Origin of the sequence: Achromobacter kerstersii, from assembly GCF_902859595.1 — a bacterium.
GTDB lineage: Bacteria > Pseudomonadota > Gammaproteobacteria > Burkholderiales > Burkholderiaceae_B > Achromobacter > Achromobacter kerstersii.
Genome location: NZ_CADIJQ010000012.1, coordinates 127,648 through 147,105, shown reverse-complemented (window position 1 = coordinate 147,105; position 19,458 = coordinate 127,648). Strand labels below are relative to the sequence as shown.

Below are 19,458 nucleotides of genomic sequence, written 5' to 3'. Positions count from 1 at the left end.
TGAGACATGGATATCGAGGTCGTAATGCCCGCGATTGGCGCGGGCACGACGCAGGGCAGAATTCTCCAATGGTTGAAGCAGTCCGGCGACACGGTCAAGGTGGGCGATATCCTGGCCGAAATCGAAACGGACAAGGCGGTCATTGAACTGGAAGCCGTGGATAGCGGCGTGCTCGACCGCATCCATGTTGCGGCAGGCGACACCGCCGTGCCGGTGGGTGACGTCATCGCGACGATGTTGGCAGAGGGCGCGAACCAGGTGCAAACGCCCGTTCCGGCGCGCGCCGAAGAAGCGCTTGAGTCTGCACCTGCGTCTGCGTCTGCCTCTGCCTCTGCTCCTGCCTCTGCCTCTGCTCCTGCCTCTGCTCCTGCCTCTGCGCCTGCCCCGGTGTCCGCGCCTTTCGCGGCCGAGCCCCCCGCGCATCGCCTCTTCGCCAGTCCGTCTGCGCGTCGGCTGGCGCGCCTGATGGGCGTGGACCTGCACACGTTGGCCGGCAGCGGTCCGAACGGCCGGATCGTGCGGGTGGATATCGAACATGCCGCAGAACAGCGTCCCGCCGTGGACACCAAGTCCGCGCCGGCAACGGACTCCGCGCGGCCCGCGAACCCCAGCGCATCCGCAAGCCTGGGAACGCTCACCCCCCACACGCCCATGCGCGCCACCATCGCGCGCCGGCTGGTGCAGTCCAAGCAGCAGATTCCGCACTTCTACCTGACGGTGGACTGCCGTATGGACGCGATGATGGCGGCGCGCGAATCGTTGAACGCCAGCGCGCAAGCCAGCCCGGACCCCGTCCGCTATTCCTTGAACGACTTGCTGCTGCTGGCCGTGGCGCGTGCCGCCGCACGCGTGGCGGACATTAACGCGCAATGGACGGACGACGGCGTGCTGCGCCACGATCAGGTCGACCTGAGCTTCGCCGTTGCGCTGGACTCGGGCCTGATCACACCCATCTTGCGCGACGCTGATCGCAAAGGCCTGCGTGAACTCTCCGCAGAAGTCCGCCAGCTGACCGAGCAGGCGCGCGCGGGACGGCTGCGCCCAGAGCAATACGAAGGCGGCAGCCTGACGGTGTCGAATCTGGGCATGCATGGCGTGAAGTCGTTCGCCGCCATCATCAACCCGCCGCAGTCCGTCATTCTGGCGGCGGGCGCGGTGACGCGTCAGCCGGTGGTGGACGGCGATGCGCTGGCCATCGGCCACGTGATGAGCCTGACGCTGTCGGCAGACCATCGTGTGGTGGATGGCGCAGTGGGCGCAAGATTTTTGAAGGACGTCCGGCATTTGCTGGAACATCCCATCGAATTGATTCTCTAGCGTGTTGAGTGGAAGGTTGTTCTAGTCAGTGTCCACATCAGCAGCGCGCAGGGTGGACCGCGAACGGCGCACAGACCGATGGCGGCAGGTAAGTCGAAGCACCATTACATAAAGTCTGGAGACAAAGCAATGAACAAGCAGAATCCGCTGACGCGCCTTGCCTGCGCCGCCGCCCTGGTGGTTGCCGCGCAGGGCGCCTGGGCGCAGAGCGATATCAAGATCGGATACAACAGCGACATGTCCGCCAGCGGCTCGGCCGACTTTGGCGTGTCGGCGTTGTCGGGCGCGCGGCAGGCCGCCGAAGAGATCAACGCCGCAGGCGGCGTGCTGGGCAGAAAGATCGTCATCGTGCCGCGTGATGACGTGGGCTCGCCGCCCAAGTCCATTCAGAACGCCAACGAGCTGGTCGACAACGAAAAAGTCGTGGCGATGCTGGGCGGGGTGAACTCGGGCAACATGCTGGCCTGGCTGCACATCGTGCAACAGAAGAAGATTCCGACCATTTCGCCCTCGGCCACGGCCACCGAAATCACCAACCGCTACAGCAAGGAACCGGCCAACTACATCTTCCGCGTTTCCATGCGGGACCTGGACCAGATCACGCTGCTGGCAGCCTACGCGGCGCGCGCGACGAAGAACAAGAAGGTCGCCATCATTGCCGATACGACGGGCTACGGGCAGCAGGGCGCGAAAGACGCGGCCGCCGTCTTGCAGTTGCACGGCATCACGCCGGTGGCTAATGAGAAGTTCGGTCCGAAGGACACGGACATGAGCTCGCAGCTGAACAAGATCAAGGCGTCGGGCGCGGACACGCTGATCGTCTACGCGCTGGCGGATTCCAACGGCCACCTGATGCGCAGCCAGGAAAAAATCGGCTACTACCCGACCACGCTCGGTTCGTGGTCGAACCTGAGCCCCCCGTTCCTGCGCATTGCGGGGCCGGAGCTGGCCAAGAAGATGATCTTCTCGGCGTCCATTACCGAAGACTCCACGCCGCAATCCAAGGCGCTGTACGACACCATCATGAAAAAGGAGGGCAAGCTGCCCACCTATGTGTTCGCGGCGCACGCCTATGACTCGGTGAAGATCCTGGCGGCGGCGATGACGCAGGCGAAGTCCACTGATGGCGAAAAGGTGCAGCAGGCGCTGGAGAACCTGGGCAAGGTGGATGGCGTGATCAAGGCCTACGCGCCGGCCTTCACCAAGGCCAACCACGAAGCCCTGTCGTACAAGGACTTCCGGCTGGTGCGCTGGGTGGACGGCAAGGTGGTGTCGGTGGACGACGCCGTCACGCAGGCCATCAAGCCCGAAGACCTGAAGCAATAAGGCGGCGCGCGGCCGGGCCTGTTCAGGCCTGGCCGCGGCTCAGGTGGTTGACGAAGAGCTTGGCGGCGGTGGGCAGCGAATCAAACGACCGCACGCAGATCTGGATCTTGCGGCGCGCCCAGGGTTCGGCCAGCGGGATGATGCGCAGGTCGAACATGACCGAGTAGCGGCGCGCAATGTCCAGCGGCAGCACGCCTATGCCCAGCCCGGAATTGACCATGAAGCACAGCGCGTCAAAGCCGGTCACCTGCACCTTCAAGCGGATGTTGCGCTTCTCGTCGTCGGCGGCGGCCGACAGGATGCGGTTGATGGCGCTGCCGCGATGCAGGCCGATGAAGTCGTGTTCCAGCGCGTCCGCGAAGCGAAAGCCGGGCTTGTCGCGCAAGGGGTGATCGGCGGGCACGACGAGCGCAAGCGTGTCTTCGCGGTAGGGGCGGATCTCAACGTCGGTATCGGGCGCGTCGCCCGAGAAGATGCCCACGTCCGCCGCGTTCTCGGCCACCGACTTGATGATGGTGGACGTGATTTTCTCTTCCAGGTCCACCTGCACGTTAGGGTAGTCGTTCAGGAACAGCTTGATGTCTTGCGGCAGGAACTGCGTGATGGCGGAAATGTTGGCGTAGACGCGGATGAAGCCGCGCAGCCCGCGCGAGTAGTCGCGCATCTGCACGGAGATTTCGTCCAGCTCGTGCAGCGCGCGCCGCGCCATGGTGGATAACGCAACGCCTGCCGGTGTGGGGCGTATGCCCTTGTTGGTGCGGATCAGCAGCCGGATCTTCAGGTTGTCTTCAAGTTCGCTGATGCGTTTGCTGATGGCGGCCGCGGCAATGTGCTCGTGTTCGGCCGCCGCCGCGATGGTGCCTTGCTCGACCACGCTGATGAAAAGCTTGAGGGAAGTGGGGTCTAAACGCATGGTGGCGGGCGGGCAACGGACGGGACGGGCCATTGTAGCCACGCGCGGGCTTGCCATCGCGTTTGGCGATGGCGGCATCGTTAATGACTGCTATTGGGGACGGCAAGCCCGGCGCTATCCTCACGAAAAATAGTGACCGGCCGCCCTGCGCGGACGGCGCAAGAATGGTGGATGGAGCGAGACGACGATGCATTTGCAAAACAGCCAGCTGCTGCGGCAGCAGGCGTACATTGGCGGCGCCTGGTGCGACGCCGACAATCAGGCCACCATCACGGTGCGCAATCCCTTTGATGCCAGCGTGCTCGGCACCGTGCCCAACCTGGGTCAGGCCGAAACCGCCCGCGCCATCGCGGCGGCCGATGCCGCGCTGCCCGCGTGGCGCGCCAAGACCGGCAAGGAGCGGGGCGCCATTCTGCGCCGCTGGCACGCGCTGATCGAAGCCAATAGCGACGACCTGGCGCTGCTGCTGACGCTTGAGCAGGGCAAGCCGCTGGCCGAAGCGCGGGGCGAACTGAACTACGCGCTGTCGTTCGTCGAGTGGTTCGCCGAGGAAGCCAAGCGCGTCTATGGCGACGTGCTGCCGTCCACGCGCTGCGACCAGCGCATGATGGCGATCCGCCAGCCCGTGGGCGTGTGCGCGGCCATCATTGCGTGGAATTTTCCGTCGGCGCTTGTAACGCGCAAGGTCAGCCCGGCGCTGGCCGCCGGCTGCACGGTGGTGCTCAAGCCGTCTGAACTGACGCCGTTCACCGCGCTGGCGCTGGCCTGGCTGGGCGAGCAGGCCGGCATCCCGCCGGGCGTGCTGAACGTGGTTATTGGCGACCCGGCTCCCATCGGCACCGAACTGACGCAGAACCCCACGGTGCGCAAGCTGACGTTCACCGGCTCCACGCAGACGGGCCGCCTGTTGATGCAGCAAAGCGCATCCAATATCAAGAAGCTGTCGCTGGAACTGGGCGGCAACGCGCCCTTCATCGTGTTCGAAGACGCCGATCTGGACGAGGCGGTGGCCGGGCTGGTGCTCTCCAAATTCCGTAACGCCGGCCAGACCTGCGTCTGCGCCAACCGCGTCTACGTGCACGCCAGCGTGGCCGGTGCCTTCAACGACAAGCTGCTGGCCGAAATCCGCCGCATGAAGGTGGGTGGCGGCTTGGAAGCGGGTGTCACGCAAGGCCCACTGATCGATCAGCGCGCCGTCGACAAGGTGACGCGTCTGGTGGCGGACGCCACCGCGCACGGCGCGTCGCTGCTGGCAGGCGGCAAGCTGCGCCAGGCGGGCACCTTGTTGTATGAACCGACGCTGCTCGCCGGCATCACCGACGCCATGGAACTGGCGCACGAAGAAATCTTCGGGCCGGTGGTGGGCATCAGCACCTTTGAGTCCGAAGCCGACGTGCTGGCGCGCGCCAATGACAGCGCCTCGGGCCTGGCCGCTTATTTCTATACGGCCAATCTGGAACGCGTGTGGCGCGTGATGGAAGCGCTGGAATACGGCATCGTGGGTGTGAACACGGGCGCGGTCTCCAACGAGGTCGGCCCGTTTGGCGGCATCAAGGAATCGGGCGTGGGCCGCGAAGGTTCGAAGTACGGCATCGAAGAATTCCTTGAAATCAAATACGTGTGCCTGGGCGGCAAGTCGTTCAACGCCCCGCGCTAAGCCTTCCGGATTCCTGACATGAGCCCAGCACAGCAAGCATCCCTGCGCGATGCCGATACGTTCGATTATGTGATTGTCGGTTCCGGCGCGGCCGGGTCCATCCTGGCCAACCGCTTGTCGGCCGATGGCGCCACCGTGTGTGTGCTGGAAGCGGGCCCGCCCGACAACAGCCCCTTTCTGCACATCCCGGCCGGCTTCATCAAGGCCGTTTTCAACAAGAAATACGCCTGGCAGTTTTCCAGCGAAGGCACGGCGCAAACCAACGGGCGGCGCGTGCCGATCCCGCAGGGCCGCACGCTGGGCGGCTCCACGTCCATCAACGGCCTGGTCTACAACCGTGGCCAGGCGGCCGACTTCGACCACTGGGCCAGCCTGGGCAACCCGGGCTGGGCGTATGCGGACGTGCTGCCGTACTTCAAGTCGATGGAACGCCGCGTGGGTGGCGACGACCGCTACCGCGGACGCCAGGGCGAACTGCCCGTCACCGACATCGACTGGATTCATCCGCTGTGCGAAGCGTTCATCGCGGGCGCGGTCGAGCAGGGCATTCCGCGCAACCCCGATTACAACGGCGCGGAGCAGGCGGGCGTCGGCTACTTCCAGCGCACCATCAGCAACGGCTGGCGCATGAGTACGGCCAAGTGCTTCCTGAAGCCCGCGATGGCGCGCAAGAACCTGGACGTGCGCACCTACGCGCAAGCGACCCGCGTGCTGTTCGACGGCACGCGCGCCGTGGGCGTGGCCTATTGCCACCCCGCGCATCCCAGCCGCTTACGCGCGGTGCGCGCCAGCCGCGAAGTGATCGTGGCGTGTGGGGCGATCAACACGCCCAAGCTGCTGCAGCTGTCGGGCATTGGCCCAGCTGATCTGCTGCGCCAGCATGGCATCGACGTCGTGCGCGACCTGCCCGGCGTGGGCGAGAACCTGAGCGACCACTACTCCGTGCGCATCGTGGCGCGCGTGAAGAACAGCAAGACGATGAACGAGTTGGTGAAGGGCTTCAGCCTGGCCGGCCAGATCAGCCGCTGGATGATGAAGCGGCCGAGCATCATGGCGCTGAGCCCGTCGCTGCTGCATTACTTCTGGAAGTCCACGCCCGAACTCACTGCGCCCGACCTGCAAGGCGTGTTCACGCCCGCCAGCTACAAGGAAGGCTATGTGGGCGTGCTGGATGACTTCCCTGGCATGACCGCAGGCGTCTGGCAACACCGCCCCGACAGCCGCGGCCAGGTCCGCATTCAGTCGGCCGACCCGCTGCAAGACCCCATCATCCTGGCCAACTATCTGGCCGATGAACGCGATCAAGTCACGCTGGTGCGCGGCATCCGCCTTGCGCGCCGGTTGCTGCAATCGCAGGCGCTGGCGCCGTTTTCGGACGGCGAAGCGCTGCCCGGCCCGTTGTGCGAATCGGATTCCGAACTGCTGGATTTCGCGCGCCGTTTTGGCGTGTCGTCCTATCACGTCAACGGTACGGCCCGCATGGGTCCGGCCGACGACAAATATGCCGTGGTGGACGCGCAGCTGCGCGTGCACGGCGTGCAGAACCTGCGTGTGATCGATTCGTCGGTCATGCCATCCATGCCGTCGGCGAACATCTGCGCCGCAACCATGATGATCGGCAACAAGGCGGCCGATCTGATCAGGAAAGCCTGAATAAGCCATCGTGATCACTTGAGTGATCCCTAGGAGACAACGTGTACACCAAGCATTTCCCCAAGACGATGAAGGCCCTGCTGCTGTCGGCGGCGCTGATGGGCGCGGCCGCAAGCGCGCAGGCCGACGACATCAAGATCGGCTTCAACAGCGATATGTCGGCTACCGGTTCGGCCGACTTCGGCATTTCGGCGCTGGCTGGCGCGCGCCAGGCAGCCGACGACCTTAACGCAGCCGGCGGCGTGCTGGGCAAGAAGGTCGTCATCGTCGAACGCGATGACGTGGGCGCTCCGCCCAAGGCGATTCAGAACACCAATGAGCTGGTCGACAACATCAAGGTCAACGCGATGTTGGGCGGCGTGAACTCCGGCAACATGCTGGCGTGGCTGCACATCGTGCAGCAGAAGAAGATTCCGACGATCTCGCCGGTGGCCACCGCCACCGACATCACGGGCCGCTACGCCAAGACGCCGCCGAACTACGTGTTCCGCGTGTCCATGCGCGACCGCGACCAGATCGCGCTGTTGGCCGCCTACGCGGCGCGCGCCAGCAAGTCGGGCAAGATCGCCATCATTGCCGACACCACCGGCTACGGCCAGCAAGGCGCGAAAGACGCGCTGGAAATCCTGGCGCTGCACAAGGTCACGCCGGTGGCGAACGAGAAGTTCGGTCCGAAAGATACCGACATGAGCTCGCAGCTGAACAAGATCAAGGCATCGGGCGCAGACACGCTGATCGTCTACGCGCTGGCGGATTCCAACGCGCACGTGATGCGCAGCCTGGAAAAGATCAACTACTTCCCGACGACGCTGGCCTCGTGGGCCAACCTGAGCTCGCCGTTCCTGCGCATTGCCGGCCCGGAACTGGCCGGCAAGATGATCTTCACGGCGTCGATTACCGAAGATTCGTCACCGCAATCCAAGGCCTTGTACGACACGCTGATGAAGCGCGATGGCCGCGTACCCACCTACGTGATGGCGGCGCAGGCCTATGACTCGGTCAAGCTGATTGCGGCCGCCATGGAGCAGGCCAAGTCCACCGACGGCGCGGCGGTGCAGGCCGCCTTGCAGCAATTGCAGCAGGCGCAAGGCGTGATCAAGAGCTATCAGCAGCCGTTCTCGGCGGACAACCACGAAGCCTTGTCGGTGAAGGACTTCCGCCTGGTGCGCTGGATCGACGGCAAGGTGGTGACGGTGGATGACGAGGTGACGCGCGCGATCAAGCCGGAAGACTTGAAGCTGTAACGCGAAGCTGTAACGCGAAGCGCTAACGCATAGCGGCAATCACGTCAGTCAGCAGGACATCAAGGATCTCTCCCGCGCGGCGCCACCGCTGCGCGGGAGTCGTCAAAAGGGGGCCTTCAGCATGCAAATACTACAAGCCATATTGAGTGGATTGGCCATGGGCAGCGTCTATGCCCTGGTCGCGTTCGGGTTCAGCATCACGTACACCACGACCAAGACGTTCAACTTCGGCCAGGGCGCGTTCCTGGCGCTTGCCAGCCTGATCGGCATCAGCGCGATTCTGCTGGTGACGCAGGGCAAGCTGATCGGCTTTCCCAACCCGGAAGACGTGACCTGGGGATCGTTCCTGTTCGCGCTGCTAGCCGCCATGCTCATCCTGGGCCTGCTGGGTTTCGTGCTGTACATCACGGCCATCAAGCACTTTGTGGGTGAGGCCGGCTTGTCGTGGGTGATGAGCACCATCGGCTTTGGCATCATCATCCAGAACCTGGCGCTGCTGATTTGGGGCCCCGCGCCGATCGCGGTGGCGTCGCCCTTGGGCGAAGGCATCATCACGATCTTCGGCACGGGCGTGCGTCCGCAGGAGATTTTGGTGTTCTGCACGACGCTTGTACTGATGATCGTGTTCGATTGGGCCTTGCACAAGACCAAGATGGGCAAGGCGGTGCGTGCGGTGGCGTTCAGCAAGTCCACCGCCAGCCTGATGGGCATCAACGCGAATGCGGTGGCGGTGGCGGTGTTTGTCATCAGCTCGGCGCTGGCGGCGATTGCCGGCGTGATGATCGCACCGATTGCCACGGCATCCGTGTTCGTGGGCACGCTGCTGTCGCTGAAAGCGTTTTCGGCCGCCATCCTGGGCGGGCTTGAGAACCCGCGCGGCTGCATCTTTGGCGGCTTCCTGATCGGGCTGCTGGAGTCGCTGATCGGCCTGTGGTATTCGAACCTGCGCGAGATCGCGGTGTTTGCGCTGATCATCGTCGTGCTGTATTTCCGCCCGGCGGGCATCCTCGGCCGCGTGCATGCGGAGAAGGTGTGAACATGTCCAAACTGCTTATTCCGCTTGTCATCGCGGCGCTTGCCGTAGGGTTCGCCTATTCGGGGCTGAACGATTTTTATCTGCTGATCCTGTTCAACATCGGGGTCTATTACATTGCCGCCACTGGCTTCAATATTCTGGTCGGCCAGACCGGCCAGAAGTCGCTGGGTCATGCCGGCCTGTTCGGCGTGGGCGCCTACACAGTGGCGCTGCTGACGGTGAACTACCAGGTCAACCCGTGGCTGGCGCTGTTGTGCGCGGCGGGCGTGTCAGCGGTGTTCGGCGTGGCCATCGCCATTCCGGCATTGAAGGTGAAGGGGCCGAGCCTGGCCATGGTCACCATCGCGTTCGGCCTCTTGATTGAAAAGATCGTGTCCGAATGGACGGATGTGTTCAAGGGGCAGGAAGGCTTCTACGGCATCACCGGCCTGACGTTCAACGGCGCCACGCTGGATAGCCGCCAATGGGTGGTCGTGGTGGTGGTGCTGGGCTTGGCCTTGCATGCGATGACGTCGCTGTTGTTGAACGGGCGCTTTGGCCGGGGCTTTGCCGCCGTGCGCACGTCCGAGATCGCCGCTGAAAGCGTGGGCATCAGCGTCTACCGTTTCAAGATTCTGGCGTTTGCCATCAGCGCCATCACCTGCGGCATCGCCGGAGGTTTGGTGGCGCAGCAGAACCAATACATCAACTCGGACTTCGTCAATTTCAACCTGTCGGTGTTCTTCCTGGTGCTGGTGCTGTTTGGCGGCCGCACGCCGGTAGGCTCGTTCTTGGGCGCCGTCGTGTTGACGGTGCTGGACGCGATGCTTGCGCGTTGGCCTGAAGTGCAGCATTTCGCCTATGGCCTGATCCTGCTGTTTGCGTTGTACGCCATGCCGGAAGGCCTGGCCGGCCTGTTGCGCCGGGTGTTGCCGCAACGCGGTCAGCGTGATGCGCTGGCGCGTAGCGCGGCGGCGGCCGAATGGACGCCCGAGCGTGCGGCTTCGTCGTCTGCGCAGCGGGGGGCTTCCGACTTCCTGGAAGTGAAGGACTTGTACAAAGCCTTCGGCGGCGTGATCCCGACCAACAAGGTGTCGTTCTCGCTGGCGCAAGGGTCTATTGTGTCGCTGATTGGCCCCAACGGTGCGGGCAAGACGACGACGCTTAATCTGTTGTCGGGTCTGGTTGCGCCGGACGCCGGCAGCATCCGCTTCAAGGGCAAGCAGATGGTGGGCCTGTCGCCCAACGAAATCGCGGCCTCGGGCATTGGCCGCACGTTCCAGAACCTGAAGCTGTTCGATGGGCTGACGGCGCTTGAGAACGTGATGGTGGGCTTTTACCGGGTGCAGAAATCAGGCTTCTTCTCGAACCTGTTGGGCCTGCCCGCAAGCTTGCTTGAAGAGCGCCGCATGCGCCGCGAAGCGTTTGCGATTCTGAAGTTCTTTGAGCTGGACCGCTATGCGGACGACGCGGCCAACAGCTTGCCGTACGGTTTGCAGCGCCGGCTGGAGATTGCCCGTGCGGTGGCCGCCATGCCGGACTTGCTGCTGCTGGATGAACCCGCCGCCGGCCTGAACCCGGCCGAGACCGACCAGCTGACCGACCTGATCGTGAAGTTGAAGAACATGGGCCTGACCATCCTGCTGATCGAGCATCACATGGACCTGGTCATGGCGATTTCGGACCATATCGTTGTGCTGGACTATGGCGTGAAGATCGCCTCCGGCCTGCCGAACCATATCCAGGAGAATCCGAAAGTGATCGAAGCCTACCTGGGCGCGCCCGCATAGGAGACACCACCATGAGCCGATTACTGGACATCAAGAACCTGGCGGTGAGCTACGGCGCCGTCAATGCTTTGAAGCAGGTGTCGCTGCATGTGGACACGAACGAAATCGTGACCATCATCGGTGGCAACGGCGCGGGCAAAAGCACGATGATGCGCGCGTTGTCGGGCATCGAAAAGTCGACTGGGTCCATCGCGTTTGCGGGGCAGGACCTGGGCGGCGTGAGCGCGCACAAGCGCGTGGGGCTGGGCATTGCACACGTGCCGGAAGGGCGCCAGGTGTTTCCCGACCAGACCGTGTTCGACAACCTGATGCTGGGCGCCTTTCTGCGCCGCGAAACGCCGGCGGAGTTGGCCGTTGAGATTGAAAGCTGCTTTGCAATGTTCCCGCGCCTGAAAGAGCGCCGGGATCAGTACGCTGGCACGTTGTCGGGCGGCGAGCAGCAGATGCTGGCCATTTGCCGCGCGCTGATGAGCAAGCCGCGCATCCTGATGCTGGACGAACCTTCCCTGGGGCTCGCGCCGTTGATCGTGGCCGAGATCTTCAAGATCATCAAGTCGCTGAAGGAACGCGGCATGACGATTTTGCTGGTCGAGCAGATGGCCAATCAGGCGCTGTCCATTTCAGACCGCGCCTATGTGCTGGAGGTGGGTTCCATCGTGATGGAAGGTACCGGCCAGGAATTGCTGGCCAGCGAGCGCGTGCGCGAGGCCTATCTGGGAAAACACAAGAGCTGACGAGGCAATCATGTCATCCAAACCTTTGAGCGGTATCCGTGTGCTGGAGTTGGGCCAGCTGATCGCCGGGCCGTTCGCCGCCAAGATGCTGGGCGAATTTGGCGCCGAGGTGATCAAGATCGAGCCGCCCGGCAAGGGCGACCCCCTGCGCAACTGGCGCCTGATCCACGACGGCACGTCCGTGTGGTGGCAAGTGCAGTCGCGCAACAAGAAGTCGGTAAGCCTGGACCTGCGCCAGCCCGAAGCGCAGGACCTGATCCGTGAACTGGTCAAGGACATCGACGTTGTTGTCGAGAACTTCAAGCCGGGCACGATGGAAAACTGGGGCCTGGGCTGGGAAGACCTGCGCGCGATCAATCCGCGTCTGGTGATGCTGCGCGTGTCGGGTTACGGCCAGACCGGGCCATATCGCGACCTGCCGGGCTTTGGCGCAATTGGTGAAGCCATGGGTGGCCTGCGCCACCTGAGCGGCGAGCCAGACCGCACGCCCGTGCGAGTCGGCATTTCGATTGGCGATTCGCTGTCGGCGCTGCATGGCGTGATTGGCATCCTGCTGGCGCTGCGGGCACGTGATCAGAACGGCCAGGGCCAGATGATCGACGTGGCGCTGTACGAGTCCGTCTTCAACATGATGGAAAGCCTGCTGCCTGAATATGCCGTGTTCAACGAGGTGCGCCAGCCCGCAGGCAGCAGCCTGCCGGGCATCGCGCCCAGCAATGCCTACCGCTGCCAGGACAACAAGTACGTGCTGGTGGCCGGTAATGGCGACAGCATCTTCAAGCGCTTGATGGGCGTGATCGGCCGGCCGGATCTGGCGGAATCGCCGGAGCTTTCCAACAACGCGGGCCGCGTGAAGCACGTGGTGATGCTGGATGACGCCATCTCGCAATGGACGGGCCAGCATCCGCTGGACGTGGTGCTGGCGCGCTTGAATGAAGGGCAGATTCCCGCCGGCAAGATCTACGACGTGGCCGACATCGCGGCCGACCCGCACTACCAGGCGCGCGGCATGATCCTGGACGGCGCGCTGCCGGACGGCACGCCGATCAAGCTGCCGGGCATTGTGCCGAAGTTGTCCGAGACGCCGGGCGAAGTGCGCAGCGCCGCACCCGCGCTGGGCCAGGATACCGACGACGTGCTGGCCGGGTTGGGCGTAGACGAGGCAAAGCGCGCCGATTGGCGCGCACGCGGCATCATCTGATAAGGAAGGGCATGAACGAACCGAGCGCAAACCGCAAGAAGCTGTACATCCAGGACGTCGCGCCGCGGGACGGCTTTCAGAACGAAAAGCAGTTCATCGAGACGCAAGACAAAATCGACTTCATCAACGCGCTGTCGCAAAGCGGCTTTGCGAAGATCGAGGCCACGTCGTTCACATCACCGAAGGCGATTCCCGCGCTGCGCGATGCCGAAGTCGTCATGCACGAGATCGAGCGCAATCCGGATGTGATCTACACGGTGCTGGTGCCCAATGTGCGCGGTGCGCAGCGGGCGCTGGAGTGCAACGTGGACGAGGTCAATCTGGTGATGTCGGTCAGCGAAACGCACAACCGCGCCAACCTGCGCATGACGCGCGAGCAGTCGTTCGAACAATTGAGCGACGTAGTGAACGCGGTGCGCGGCAGCCGGGTGGCGATCAATGTGTCGTTGTCCACGGTGTTTGGCTGCCCGATGGAAGGCGACATCAACGCGTTCGACGTGCTGGAGCTGGTGGGGCGCTTTGCCGCGCTGGGCGTGGACGGCGTGACCTTGTGCGACACGACGGGCATGGCCTACCCCACGCAAGTCGGCAAGATCGGGCGCGAGGTGCGCAAGCTGTTCCCCGACCTGACAACCACCATGCACTTTCACAACACGCGCGGCATGGCGCTGGCCAATACGCTGGCGGCGCTGGAGGCGGGTATCGACCGCTTCGATGCGTCCTTGGGCGGCCTGGGCGGCTGCCCTTACGCGCCGGGCGCAAGCGGCAATGTGTGTACGGAAGAGCTTGTGCACATGCTGGAGCTGATGGGCTACGACACGGGCGTGGACCTGACGCGCATCCTGGGTATCGCGGCGACCTTGCCCGCATTGGTCGGGCACGACATTCCCAGCCAGATCCTCAAAGCCGGCCCTCGGCTGACCTTGCATCCGGCGCCTGACGCCCCGGCGTAGCGCGAGGGGTAACGCAGGGCGCGCGGACCGCGCGGCGGTGTGCTAAGTTGCCGGAATGCCGCCCGGTACGGAGCCCCGCCATGCTGAAATTCGCCGCCAATCTGTCGATGATGTATCAGGAACACGCGTTCCTGGACCGCTATGCCGCCGCCGCCTCTGACGGCTATACCGGTGTGGAATGCATGTTTCCGTATGAGGAACCCGCCGCCTTCGTGCGTGAACGCATGGACGCGGCCGGCGTGTCGCAGGTGCTGTTCAACGCGCCGCCGGGCGTGGCAAGCCAGGGTGATCGCGGGCTGGCCGCATTGCCGGGACGGCAGTCGGAATTTCGCGCAGGCGTTGAGCAGGCGCTGGCGTACGCCACCACGCTGTCCTGCTCGAATGTGCACGTGATGGCGGGCATTGCGCCCGCTGATGCCTCGCGCCAGACCTTGCTGGATTGCTACTACGAGAATCTGGACTGGGCCGCGCGCCAGGCGCGGTCGGTGGGCGTCACCGTCCTGATCGAACCCATCAACACCCGCGACATCCCCGGATATTTCCTGAACCGCCAAGACGATGCGCATGCGATCGTGCAGGCGGTGAACGCGTCCAATCTGAAAGTGCAGATGGACCTTTATCATTGCCAGATCGTCGAGGGCGATGTCACCACCAAGCTGCGGGAATATTTGCCGACCGGCCGCGTGGGGCATTTGCAGATTGCGGGTGTGCCGCAGCGTCAGGAACCGGATCGCGGCGAACTCGATTACGGCTGGGTGTTCAGCGTGCTGCGCGAGCTGGAATACGCCGGTTGGATCGGCTGCGAATACCGGCCGGCCGGTTCCACCTCGGCCGGTTTGCGATGGCTGAACGCCGCGCGCGCCTGATGCGGTTCATCAAAAAATAAGTCCAGGAAATCTGACATGACCCGAAGTTTGTTGCCGCGCGTTGCGGCGCTTGCGTTGTCCCGTGCCTTGTCTCGCACGGTGTCTCGCGCCTTGATGGCCGTTGCGTTGACGGGCGCCGCCGCGGCCGCCTGCGCGGCGGAATATCCCGATCACCCCATCCGTTGGCTGGTGCCGTTCAGTGCGGGCGGCGGCAGCGATATCGCCACCCGCATCGTCGCCAAGCATGTGGGCGAATCGCTGGGGCAGCCGATCGTCGTTGAAAACCGTCCCGGTGCGGCCACCATCGTCGCGGCCCAAGAGACCGCGCGCGCCGCGCCCGATGGCTACACGCTGATGACGGCGGGCATGAGCACGCTGGCGCTGAACCCGTGGCTGTACAAGCAGCTGCCGTACGCCGCGGGCCGCGATTTCACACCGGTCTCGACGCTGGTGTCCTTGCCGATCGTGCTGGTGACGTCGCCGGGTTCCGACCTGACCGATCTGCCCGCCGTCATGCACTATCTGCGCAGCGCGCAGCCGGGCAGTTATGCGTCTCTGGGCGTGGGCAGCCCGCATCATCTGGCGATGGAATTGTTTCTGGAATCCATTGGCGGCCGCGCCACCGCGATTCCGTACAAGGGCACGCCGCCCGCGTTGCAGGATGTGGCTTCGGGGGTGGTGCCGCTGATGATGGCCGACTTGGCCGCGGCGCGTCCGTTGATTCAGGCGGGCAAGCTGCGTGCGATTGCGGTGCCCGCCGCAAAGCGCTCCGCGCAGTTACCCGACGTGCCGACGTTCGCCGAAGCGGGCGGGCACACGTTTGAAGCTGCGGCGTGGCAAGCCGTCGTGGCGCCGGCCGGTACGCCCGCACCCATCGTCGACAAGCTCAGCCGCGCGATTGTTGCCGCGTTGAAGTCGCCCGATGTGGTCAAGCAGCTGACCCTGCAAGGCATGGAACCCACGGGCAGCACGCCACGGGAATTCGCGGCGTTCACGCGCGAGGAATACGAGCGCTGGGGCGCGGTGATCCGCCATAAGGGCATTTCGGCGGAGTAACGCCAGGCCTGGTCGGCAGGTGGCGCTGGCGCGATATCCAGACGCGCAACCCCGGCGCCTAGTCCGGCAGTTAAGCCAAGCCGTCAAACCCCGGCGCCTAGTCCAGCGGTCAAGCCAAGCCGTCAAACCCCGGCGCCTGGTCCAGCGATCAAGCCAAGCCGTCAAACCCCGGCGCTTAATCCCGCGCCGTCGCGCCTGCGCGTTTCTTCCCGCGTTGCGCCGACGCCGCGCGCTTTTTCCCACGCTGCGCCGTTGCCGCGCAACCGGCCGATGCAATGACGATGCCGCAGATGGCCAGCCATTGCGTCTGGCTCAGATGTTCGTTCAACACGATGACGCCGGCCAGCGCGCCCATCGCGGGTTCCATGCTGAGCAGCACACCAAACGTTTTTTGCGGCAAGCGCCGCAACGCCACCATTTCCAGCGAGTACGGCAGCGCGCTGGACAGGATGCCCACGCCGATGCCGGCCAAAATCAGCTTCGGGTCCAGCAAGGCCATGCCCGCATGCGCCGCGCCGACGGGCAGCGCGACCATGGCGGCCGCCAGCAGGCCCAGCGATGTCGCCTGGCCGCCGTGCACATTGCCGGCCATCTTGCCAAAGATGATGTACAGCGCCCAACACACCGCCGCAGCCAAGGCATAGGCAATGCCGGTGGGGTCCAGGTCATGGACGGATTGGCCGGTGGGAATCAGCAGCACCAAGCCGGCCAGCGCACAGGCGATCCACAAGAAGTCGATCGCGCGCCGCGATAGCACCACCGCCAACGTCAGCGGCCCGGTGAATTCGATGGCGATGGCCACCCCCAGCGGCAGCGTTTGCAACGCCATATAGAAGAGCAGGTTCATGCATGCCAGCGTCACCCCGTACAGCGCGATCTTGCCGGCGTTTTGACGGGTCAGCGGGAACCGCCACGGGCGCCAGAACGCAATCAGGATGATGGCGCCGATGACGATGCGATACGCCGTCGTGCCTTGCGCACCCACTTCGGGGAACAGCGACTTGGCAAACGACGTGCCGATGCACAAAGACGCCATCGCGCCGATCAGCGACAGCGTGGGGAGCAGGGTGGAGGCCGAGGCGTTTTGCCCGGAGTTCAAGGTGGCGGCGGTCATGGAAGCGGGGTGAAGCTCAAAACGTTGGGGCGGTGCAACGATCAAATGGGCGTTGCCCAGTGATCAGGGGATGGGGTTCGCGGCCGTGGAGTAAAGCACATACAGCGCTAGGCCGAGCATGATGGCGCCCAGCAGGCCTTGCTGCATCCGCAAAAACCACGGATTGCGCCCGACCCAACCCCGGATGCGCGACGCGCCGTAGGCAAAGCAACTGCCGTACGGCAGGCTCAGCACCTTCATGGTGACGCCCAGCACCAGCATCTGAATCCACACCGGCCCGTTGTCCGGCGTGGTGAACTGCGGCAGGAAGGCGATCATGAAGAGCAGCACCTTCGGGTTCAGCAGGTTCGTCATGAAGCCTTGCCAGAAGGCGTCGCGCGCATCGCCGGGGCGGGCCGACAACGACACGTCGGCCGACTGCGCGCAACGAATGATGGCTTTCACGCCCAGGTAACCCAGATACAGGCCGCCCGCCGCCTTGATGCCCACGAACAGCGTCGGAAAGGCTTGCAGCACCGACGCCAGCCCCAGCACCACGGCCGGCACCTGGATGAAACCGGCCGCCACGTTGCCAAGCACGCTGTGGAACGCCGGGCGGAACCCTTGGGTCATGCCCCGCGACAGCGTCAGCGCCATGTCGGGGCCGGGCGTGAGTTTAAGCGCCGCGTCGGCGGCGAGGAAAAGCAGGAACAACTGGAGTGACGGCATTGCGGGATACGGCTGGAAATCCCGCAGCGCGGGGGGTGGGTTCCCAGTGTAAGCAAGCGGCTTGATGAATTCCTGCGTCCGGAGGGGGCGAAATGAAGTTTCCCGTCGAAATGGGGCCGGGTTGCGTCGCGGCCAGGATTAGAATCTGCCGGTGACCGCATTTGCCGGCATTTCGCCGGAACTTTGCCCCCCATTTGGCTTCGCCTCTGGCCTGATTCCCCTGCGTTCCGAGACCCTCATGGAACTAGACGACTTCGACCTTCAGATCTTGCAAAGCCTGCAAGAAGACAACCAGCGCACCAGCCAGGACGTCGCCCAGCGCGTGAACCTGTCGCCCGTGTCGTGCCTGCGCCGCATGAAGCGGCTGCGTGAAGCCAAGGTGGTGACGGCCGACGTGTCGGTCGTGGACCCCGCCGCGGTGGGGCGCGGAATCATGATGGTGGTGCTGGTGTCGCTGGAAAGCGAGCGCGCCGACAAGCTGGACCTCTTCAAGCGCGCCATGCAGGGCGCGCCGGAAATCATGCAGTGCCTGTCGGTCACGGGCGAAGTCGATTTTGTGCTGACCCTGACCATGGCCGACATGGCGGAATACGAAGTCTTCGCGCAACGCCACTTCTGGGGCAACCCCAACGTCAAACGGTTTTCGACGCTGGTGGTGATGAACCGCGTGAAGAACGGGCTGACCGTTCCGGTGCCGGTTTAACCATTGCAGGGCTACGCGGTCTGGCATTCCCTGCGGGACGCATCGCGTTTGAGCGGATCGACGGCGTTGGCCTGACGAGGCCCCCGCCGATGTTTCGGCAGGGACAGGCCGCGCAGCCGCTACATCGGTTTCAGCCCCAGCGCCTGGATCATTTCCTGATACTTGGCCACCTGCGCCACGGCGTAGGCGTCGGCATCCTGCTGGCTCATCGGTTGCAGCAGCAAGCGCCCTTCGGCCTCCATGCGCGTGCGTAGCTCGGGCTGCTCCAGCGCATAACCGACGGCGCGGCGCAGGGTGTCGACTTCGGGCGCAGGCGTGTCCTGGCGAACGTAGTAGCCGCCCGCAATCGTGTAGACGAAATCGGGAATGGTCTTGCTGCGCGAGATGAGCGGCAGCGTTGCCAACGGGGCGGGCAGCGTGTCGGAGAAGCTGGTCAGGATTTTCAGCTGCCCTTGCGCCGCCATGCCTTCCATGGCTTGCTGGTACGGCAGCACGGCGAAATCCACCTGGCGGCCGATCAGGTCTTGCAGCGCGGGCGCTGCGCCCCGATACGGCACGTGCAAAAATTCCGCGCCGACGCGGCGGCCCAGGTACTCGGTCATGATGTGGTACAGCGAGCCCACGCCCACGCTGCCGAAGGTCAGCGGCTTGGCGCCCGGGCGCTTGGCGTAGGCGATGAACGCGTCGACGTCGTCCACCGGCAGGTCGGCGCGCGCGAGCAGCACGATAGTGGCTTCGCTGATGGGTTGCGTCAGCCGGAAGTCTTCGGGCTTGTAATGCGCCGCCGCATTCAGGAAGGGACTCAGGATGATTTCATTGGCGGAGCCATGCAGGAACGTGTAGCCGTCAGGCGCGCTGGTCAAGACGCGGCGCGCGCCCAGCATGCCCGCGCCGCCGCCCACGTTTTCCACCACCACTTGTTGCTTGAGCGCATGGGCGATGTGCACGCCGAACTGCCGCGCGGACGCGTCGCTGGCGCCACCGGCGGGATAGGGAACGATCAGGCTCAGCGGCTTCTTTGCGGGGTAGTCCGCGGCCTGCGCCAGCGACGCGGCGCTGAACGCGGAAATGCATAACACGCCTAGCGCGGCGGCCCGGGCGAGGAGGGGCGGTAGGGTCCAACGCATGCTGCTTCTCCCTTGTCATTGCTGTTGTGAAGCAGCCGGATATCGTGACTGCTGCATGCAGTCTAGGCAGCGGCGTTTGCC

Annotated in this window: 17 protein-coding genes; 13 read left to right on the top strand and 4 right to left on the bottom strand. The window is 64.4% G+C overall.

Annotation, left to right across the window (positions count from 1 at the left end; translation table 11 throughout):
* Positions 1-6 precede the first annotated feature (6 nt).
* Together HV765_RS27300 and HV765_RS27295 are read left to right on the top strand one after the other, a co-directional pair.
* Complete coding sequence (locus HV765_RS27300; protein ID WP_175171583.1) at positions 7-1,317, top strand: pyruvate dehydrogenase complex dihydrolipoamide acetyltransferase; 1,311 nt, start codon at positions 7-9, stop codon at positions 1,315-1,317.
* Positions 1,318-1,446: 129 nt separating this feature from the next.
* Positions 1,447-2,643, top strand: coding sequence for an ABC transporter substrate-binding protein (locus tag HV765_RS27295; RefSeq protein WP_054426986.1), 1,197 nt, complete (start codon positions 1,447-1,449; stop codon positions 2,641-2,643).
* Between the two features lie 22 nt (positions 2,644-2,665).
* Here the strand turns inward: HV765_RS27295 and HV765_RS27290 are convergent, their stop codons facing one another.
* Positions 2,666-3,556 carry a LysR substrate-binding domain-containing protein gene (locus HV765_RS27290; RefSeq protein ID WP_054427090.1) on the bottom strand — a complete coding sequence of 297 codons (891 nt, stop codon included), beginning with the start codon at positions 3,554-3,556 and terminating at the stop codon, positions 2,666-2,668.
* Positions 3,557-3,743: 187 nt separating this feature from the next.
* On the opposite strand from HV765_RS27290, the gene HV765_RS27285 reads away from it, so the two are divergent.
* The 10 genes from HV765_RS27285 to HV765_RS27240 all read left to right on the top strand — a co-directional run bounded on the left by HV765_RS27285 (position 3,744) and on the right by HV765_RS27240 (position 15,725).
* The gene (locus HV765_RS27285; protein ID WP_175171582.1) at positions 3,744-5,213 is read left to right on the top strand and encodes an NAD-dependent succinate-semialdehyde dehydrogenase; all 1,470 of its coding nucleotides are present in this window, start codon (positions 3,744-3,746) and stop codon (positions 5,211-5,213) included.
* Positions 5,214-5,231: 18 nt separating this feature from the next.
* Positions 5,232-6,866 carry a GMC family oxidoreductase gene (locus HV765_RS27280; RefSeq protein WP_175171581.1) on the top strand — a complete coding sequence of 545 codons (1,635 nt, stop codon included), beginning with the start codon at positions 5,232-5,234 and terminating at the stop codon, positions 6,864-6,866.
* 41 nt (positions 6,867-6,907) lie between these two features.
* Positions 6,908-8,110 (top strand): ABC transporter substrate-binding protein, encoded by a 1,203-nt coding sequence (locus tag HV765_RS27275; RefSeq protein WP_156336971.1) that lies wholly within the window; start codon positions 6,908-6,910, stop codon positions 8,108-8,110.
* A gap of 121 nt (positions 8,111-8,231) precedes the next feature.
* On the top strand, positions 8,232-9,146 hold the full coding sequence (locus HV765_RS27270; RefSeq protein WP_082387238.1) for a branched-chain amino acid ABC transporter permease: 915 nt from the start codon (positions 8,232-8,234) through the stop codon (positions 9,144-9,146).
* The gene (locus tag HV765_RS27265; protein ID WP_175171580.1) at positions 9,143-10,915 is read left to right on the top strand and encodes a branched-chain amino acid ABC transporter ATP-binding protein/permease; all 1,773 of its coding nucleotides are present in this window, start codon (positions 9,143-9,145) and stop codon (positions 10,913-10,915) included. Before HV765_RS27270 ends, HV765_RS27265 begins: the two co-directional genes overlap by 4 nt.
* Before the next feature lie 11 nt (positions 10,916-10,926).
* A complete protein-coding gene (locus tag HV765_RS27260; protein ID WP_175171579.1) occupies positions 10,927-11,649 on the top strand; it encodes an ABC transporter ATP-binding protein in 723 nt (240 codons plus the stop codon).
* A 10-nt stretch (positions 11,650-11,659) separates the two neighbouring features.
* Complete coding sequence (locus tag HV765_RS27255) at positions 11,660-12,850, top strand: CaiB/BaiF CoA transferase family protein (protein WP_175171578.1); 1,191 nt, start codon at positions 11,660-11,662, stop codon at positions 12,848-12,850.
* A gap of 11 nt (positions 12,851-12,861) precedes the next feature.
* A complete protein-coding gene (locus HV765_RS27250) occupies positions 12,862-13,803 on the top strand; it encodes a hydroxymethylglutaryl-CoA lyase (protein ID WP_054426993.1) in 942 nt (313 codons plus the stop codon).
* 80 nt (positions 13,804-13,883) lie between these two features.
* On the top strand, positions 13,884-14,669 hold the full coding sequence (gene otnI / locus HV765_RS27245) for a 2-oxo-tetronate isomerase (RefSeq protein WP_054426994.1): 786 nt from the start codon (positions 13,884-13,886) through the stop codon (positions 14,667-14,669).
* A 36-nt stretch (positions 14,670-14,705) separates the two neighbouring features.
* Complete coding sequence (locus HV765_RS27240; RefSeq protein ID WP_054426995.1) at positions 14,706-15,725, top strand: Bug family tripartite tricarboxylate transporter substrate binding protein; 1,020 nt, start codon at positions 14,706-14,708, stop codon at positions 15,723-15,725.
* Between the two features lie 175 nt (positions 15,726-15,900).
* On the opposite strand, the gene HV765_RS27235 is transcribed toward HV765_RS27240, so the two are convergent.
* Positions 15,901-16,839 carry an EamA family transporter gene (locus tag HV765_RS27235; RefSeq protein WP_054426996.1) on the bottom strand — a complete coding sequence of 313 codons (939 nt, stop codon included), beginning with the start codon at positions 16,837-16,839 and terminating at the stop codon, positions 15,901-15,903.
* A gap of 63 nt (positions 16,840-16,902) precedes the next feature.
* Complete coding sequence (locus tag HV765_RS27230) at positions 16,903-17,547, bottom strand: LysE family translocator (RefSeq protein WP_082387239.1); 645 nt, start codon at positions 17,545-17,547, stop codon at positions 16,903-16,905.
* Between the two features lie 238 nt (positions 17,548-17,785).
* Between HV765_RS27230 and HV765_RS27225 the strand changes: the two genes are divergently transcribed.
* Positions 17,786-18,250: an Lrp/AsnC family transcriptional regulator gene (locus HV765_RS27225; RefSeq protein WP_054426997.1), complete on the top strand. Its 465-nt coding sequence runs from the start codon at positions 17,786-17,788 to the stop codon at positions 18,248-18,250.
* Between the two features lie 119 nt (positions 18,251-18,369).
* On the opposite strand, the gene HV765_RS27220 is transcribed toward HV765_RS27225, so the two are convergent.
* A complete protein-coding gene (locus tag HV765_RS27220) occupies positions 18,370-19,377 on the bottom strand; it encodes a Bug family tripartite tricarboxylate transporter substrate binding protein (protein WP_175171577.1) in 1,008 nt (335 codons plus the stop codon).
* Between the last annotated feature and the right edge of the window lie 81 nt (positions 19,378-19,458).

Bases quoted from the DNA above. Each gene is read 5' to 3' on its own strand.
- HV765_RS27240 (WP_054426995.1), top strand. From the start codon at position 14,706: ATGACCCGAAGTTTGTTGCCGCGCGTTGCGGCGCTTGCGTTGTCCCGT.
- HV765_RS27290 (WP_054427090.1), bottom strand. From the start codon at position 3,556: ATGCGTTTAGACCCCACTTCCCTCAAGCTTTTCATCAGCGTGGTCGAG.
- HV765_RS27250 (WP_054426993.1), top strand. From the start codon at position 12,862: ATGAACGAACCGAGCGCAAACCGCAAGAAGCTGTACATCCAGGACGTC.
- HV765_RS27260 (WP_175171579.1), top strand. From the start codon at position 10,927: ATGAGCCGATTACTGGACATCAAGAACCTGGCGGTGAGCTACGGCGCC.
- HV765_RS27220 (WP_175171577.1), bottom strand. From the start codon at position 19,377: ATGCGTTGGACCCTACCGCCCCTCCTCGCCCGGGCCGCCGCGCTAGGC.
- HV765_RS27300 (WP_175171583.1), top strand. From the start codon at position 7: ATGGATATCGAGGTCGTAATGCCCGCGATTGGCGCGGGCACGACGCAG.
- HV765_RS27255 (WP_175171578.1), top strand. From the start codon at position 11,660: ATGTCATCCAAACCTTTGAGCGGTATCCGTGTGCTGGAGTTGGGCCAG.
- HV765_RS27280 (WP_175171581.1), top strand. From the start codon at position 5,232: ATGAGCCCAGCACAGCAAGCATCCCTGCGCGATGCCGATACGTTCGAT.
- HV765_RS27235 (WP_054426996.1), bottom strand. From the start codon at position 16,839: ATGACCGCCGCCACCTTGAACTCCGGGCAAAACGCCTCGGCCTCCACC.
- HV765_RS27285 (WP_175171582.1), top strand. From the start codon at position 3,744: ATGCATTTGCAAAACAGCCAGCTGCTGCGGCAGCAGGCGTACATTGGC.
- HV765_RS27230 (WP_082387239.1), bottom strand. From the start codon at position 17,547: ATGCCGTCACTCCAGTTGTTCCTGCTTTTCCTCGCCGCCGACGCGGCG.
- otnI (WP_054426994.1), top strand. From the start codon at position 13,884: ATGCTGAAATTCGCCGCCAATCTGTCGATGATGTATCAGGAACACGCG.
- HV765_RS27295 (WP_054426986.1), top strand. From the start codon at position 1,447: ATGAACAAGCAGAATCCGCTGACGCGCCTTGCCTGCGCCGCCGCCCTG.
- HV765_RS27270 (WP_082387238.1), top strand. From the start codon at position 8,232: ATGCAAATACTACAAGCCATATTGAGTGGATTGGCCATGGGCAGCGTC.
- HV765_RS27225 (WP_054426997.1), top strand. From the start codon at position 17,786: ATGGAACTAGACGACTTCGACCTTCAGATCTTGCAAAGCCTGCAAGAA.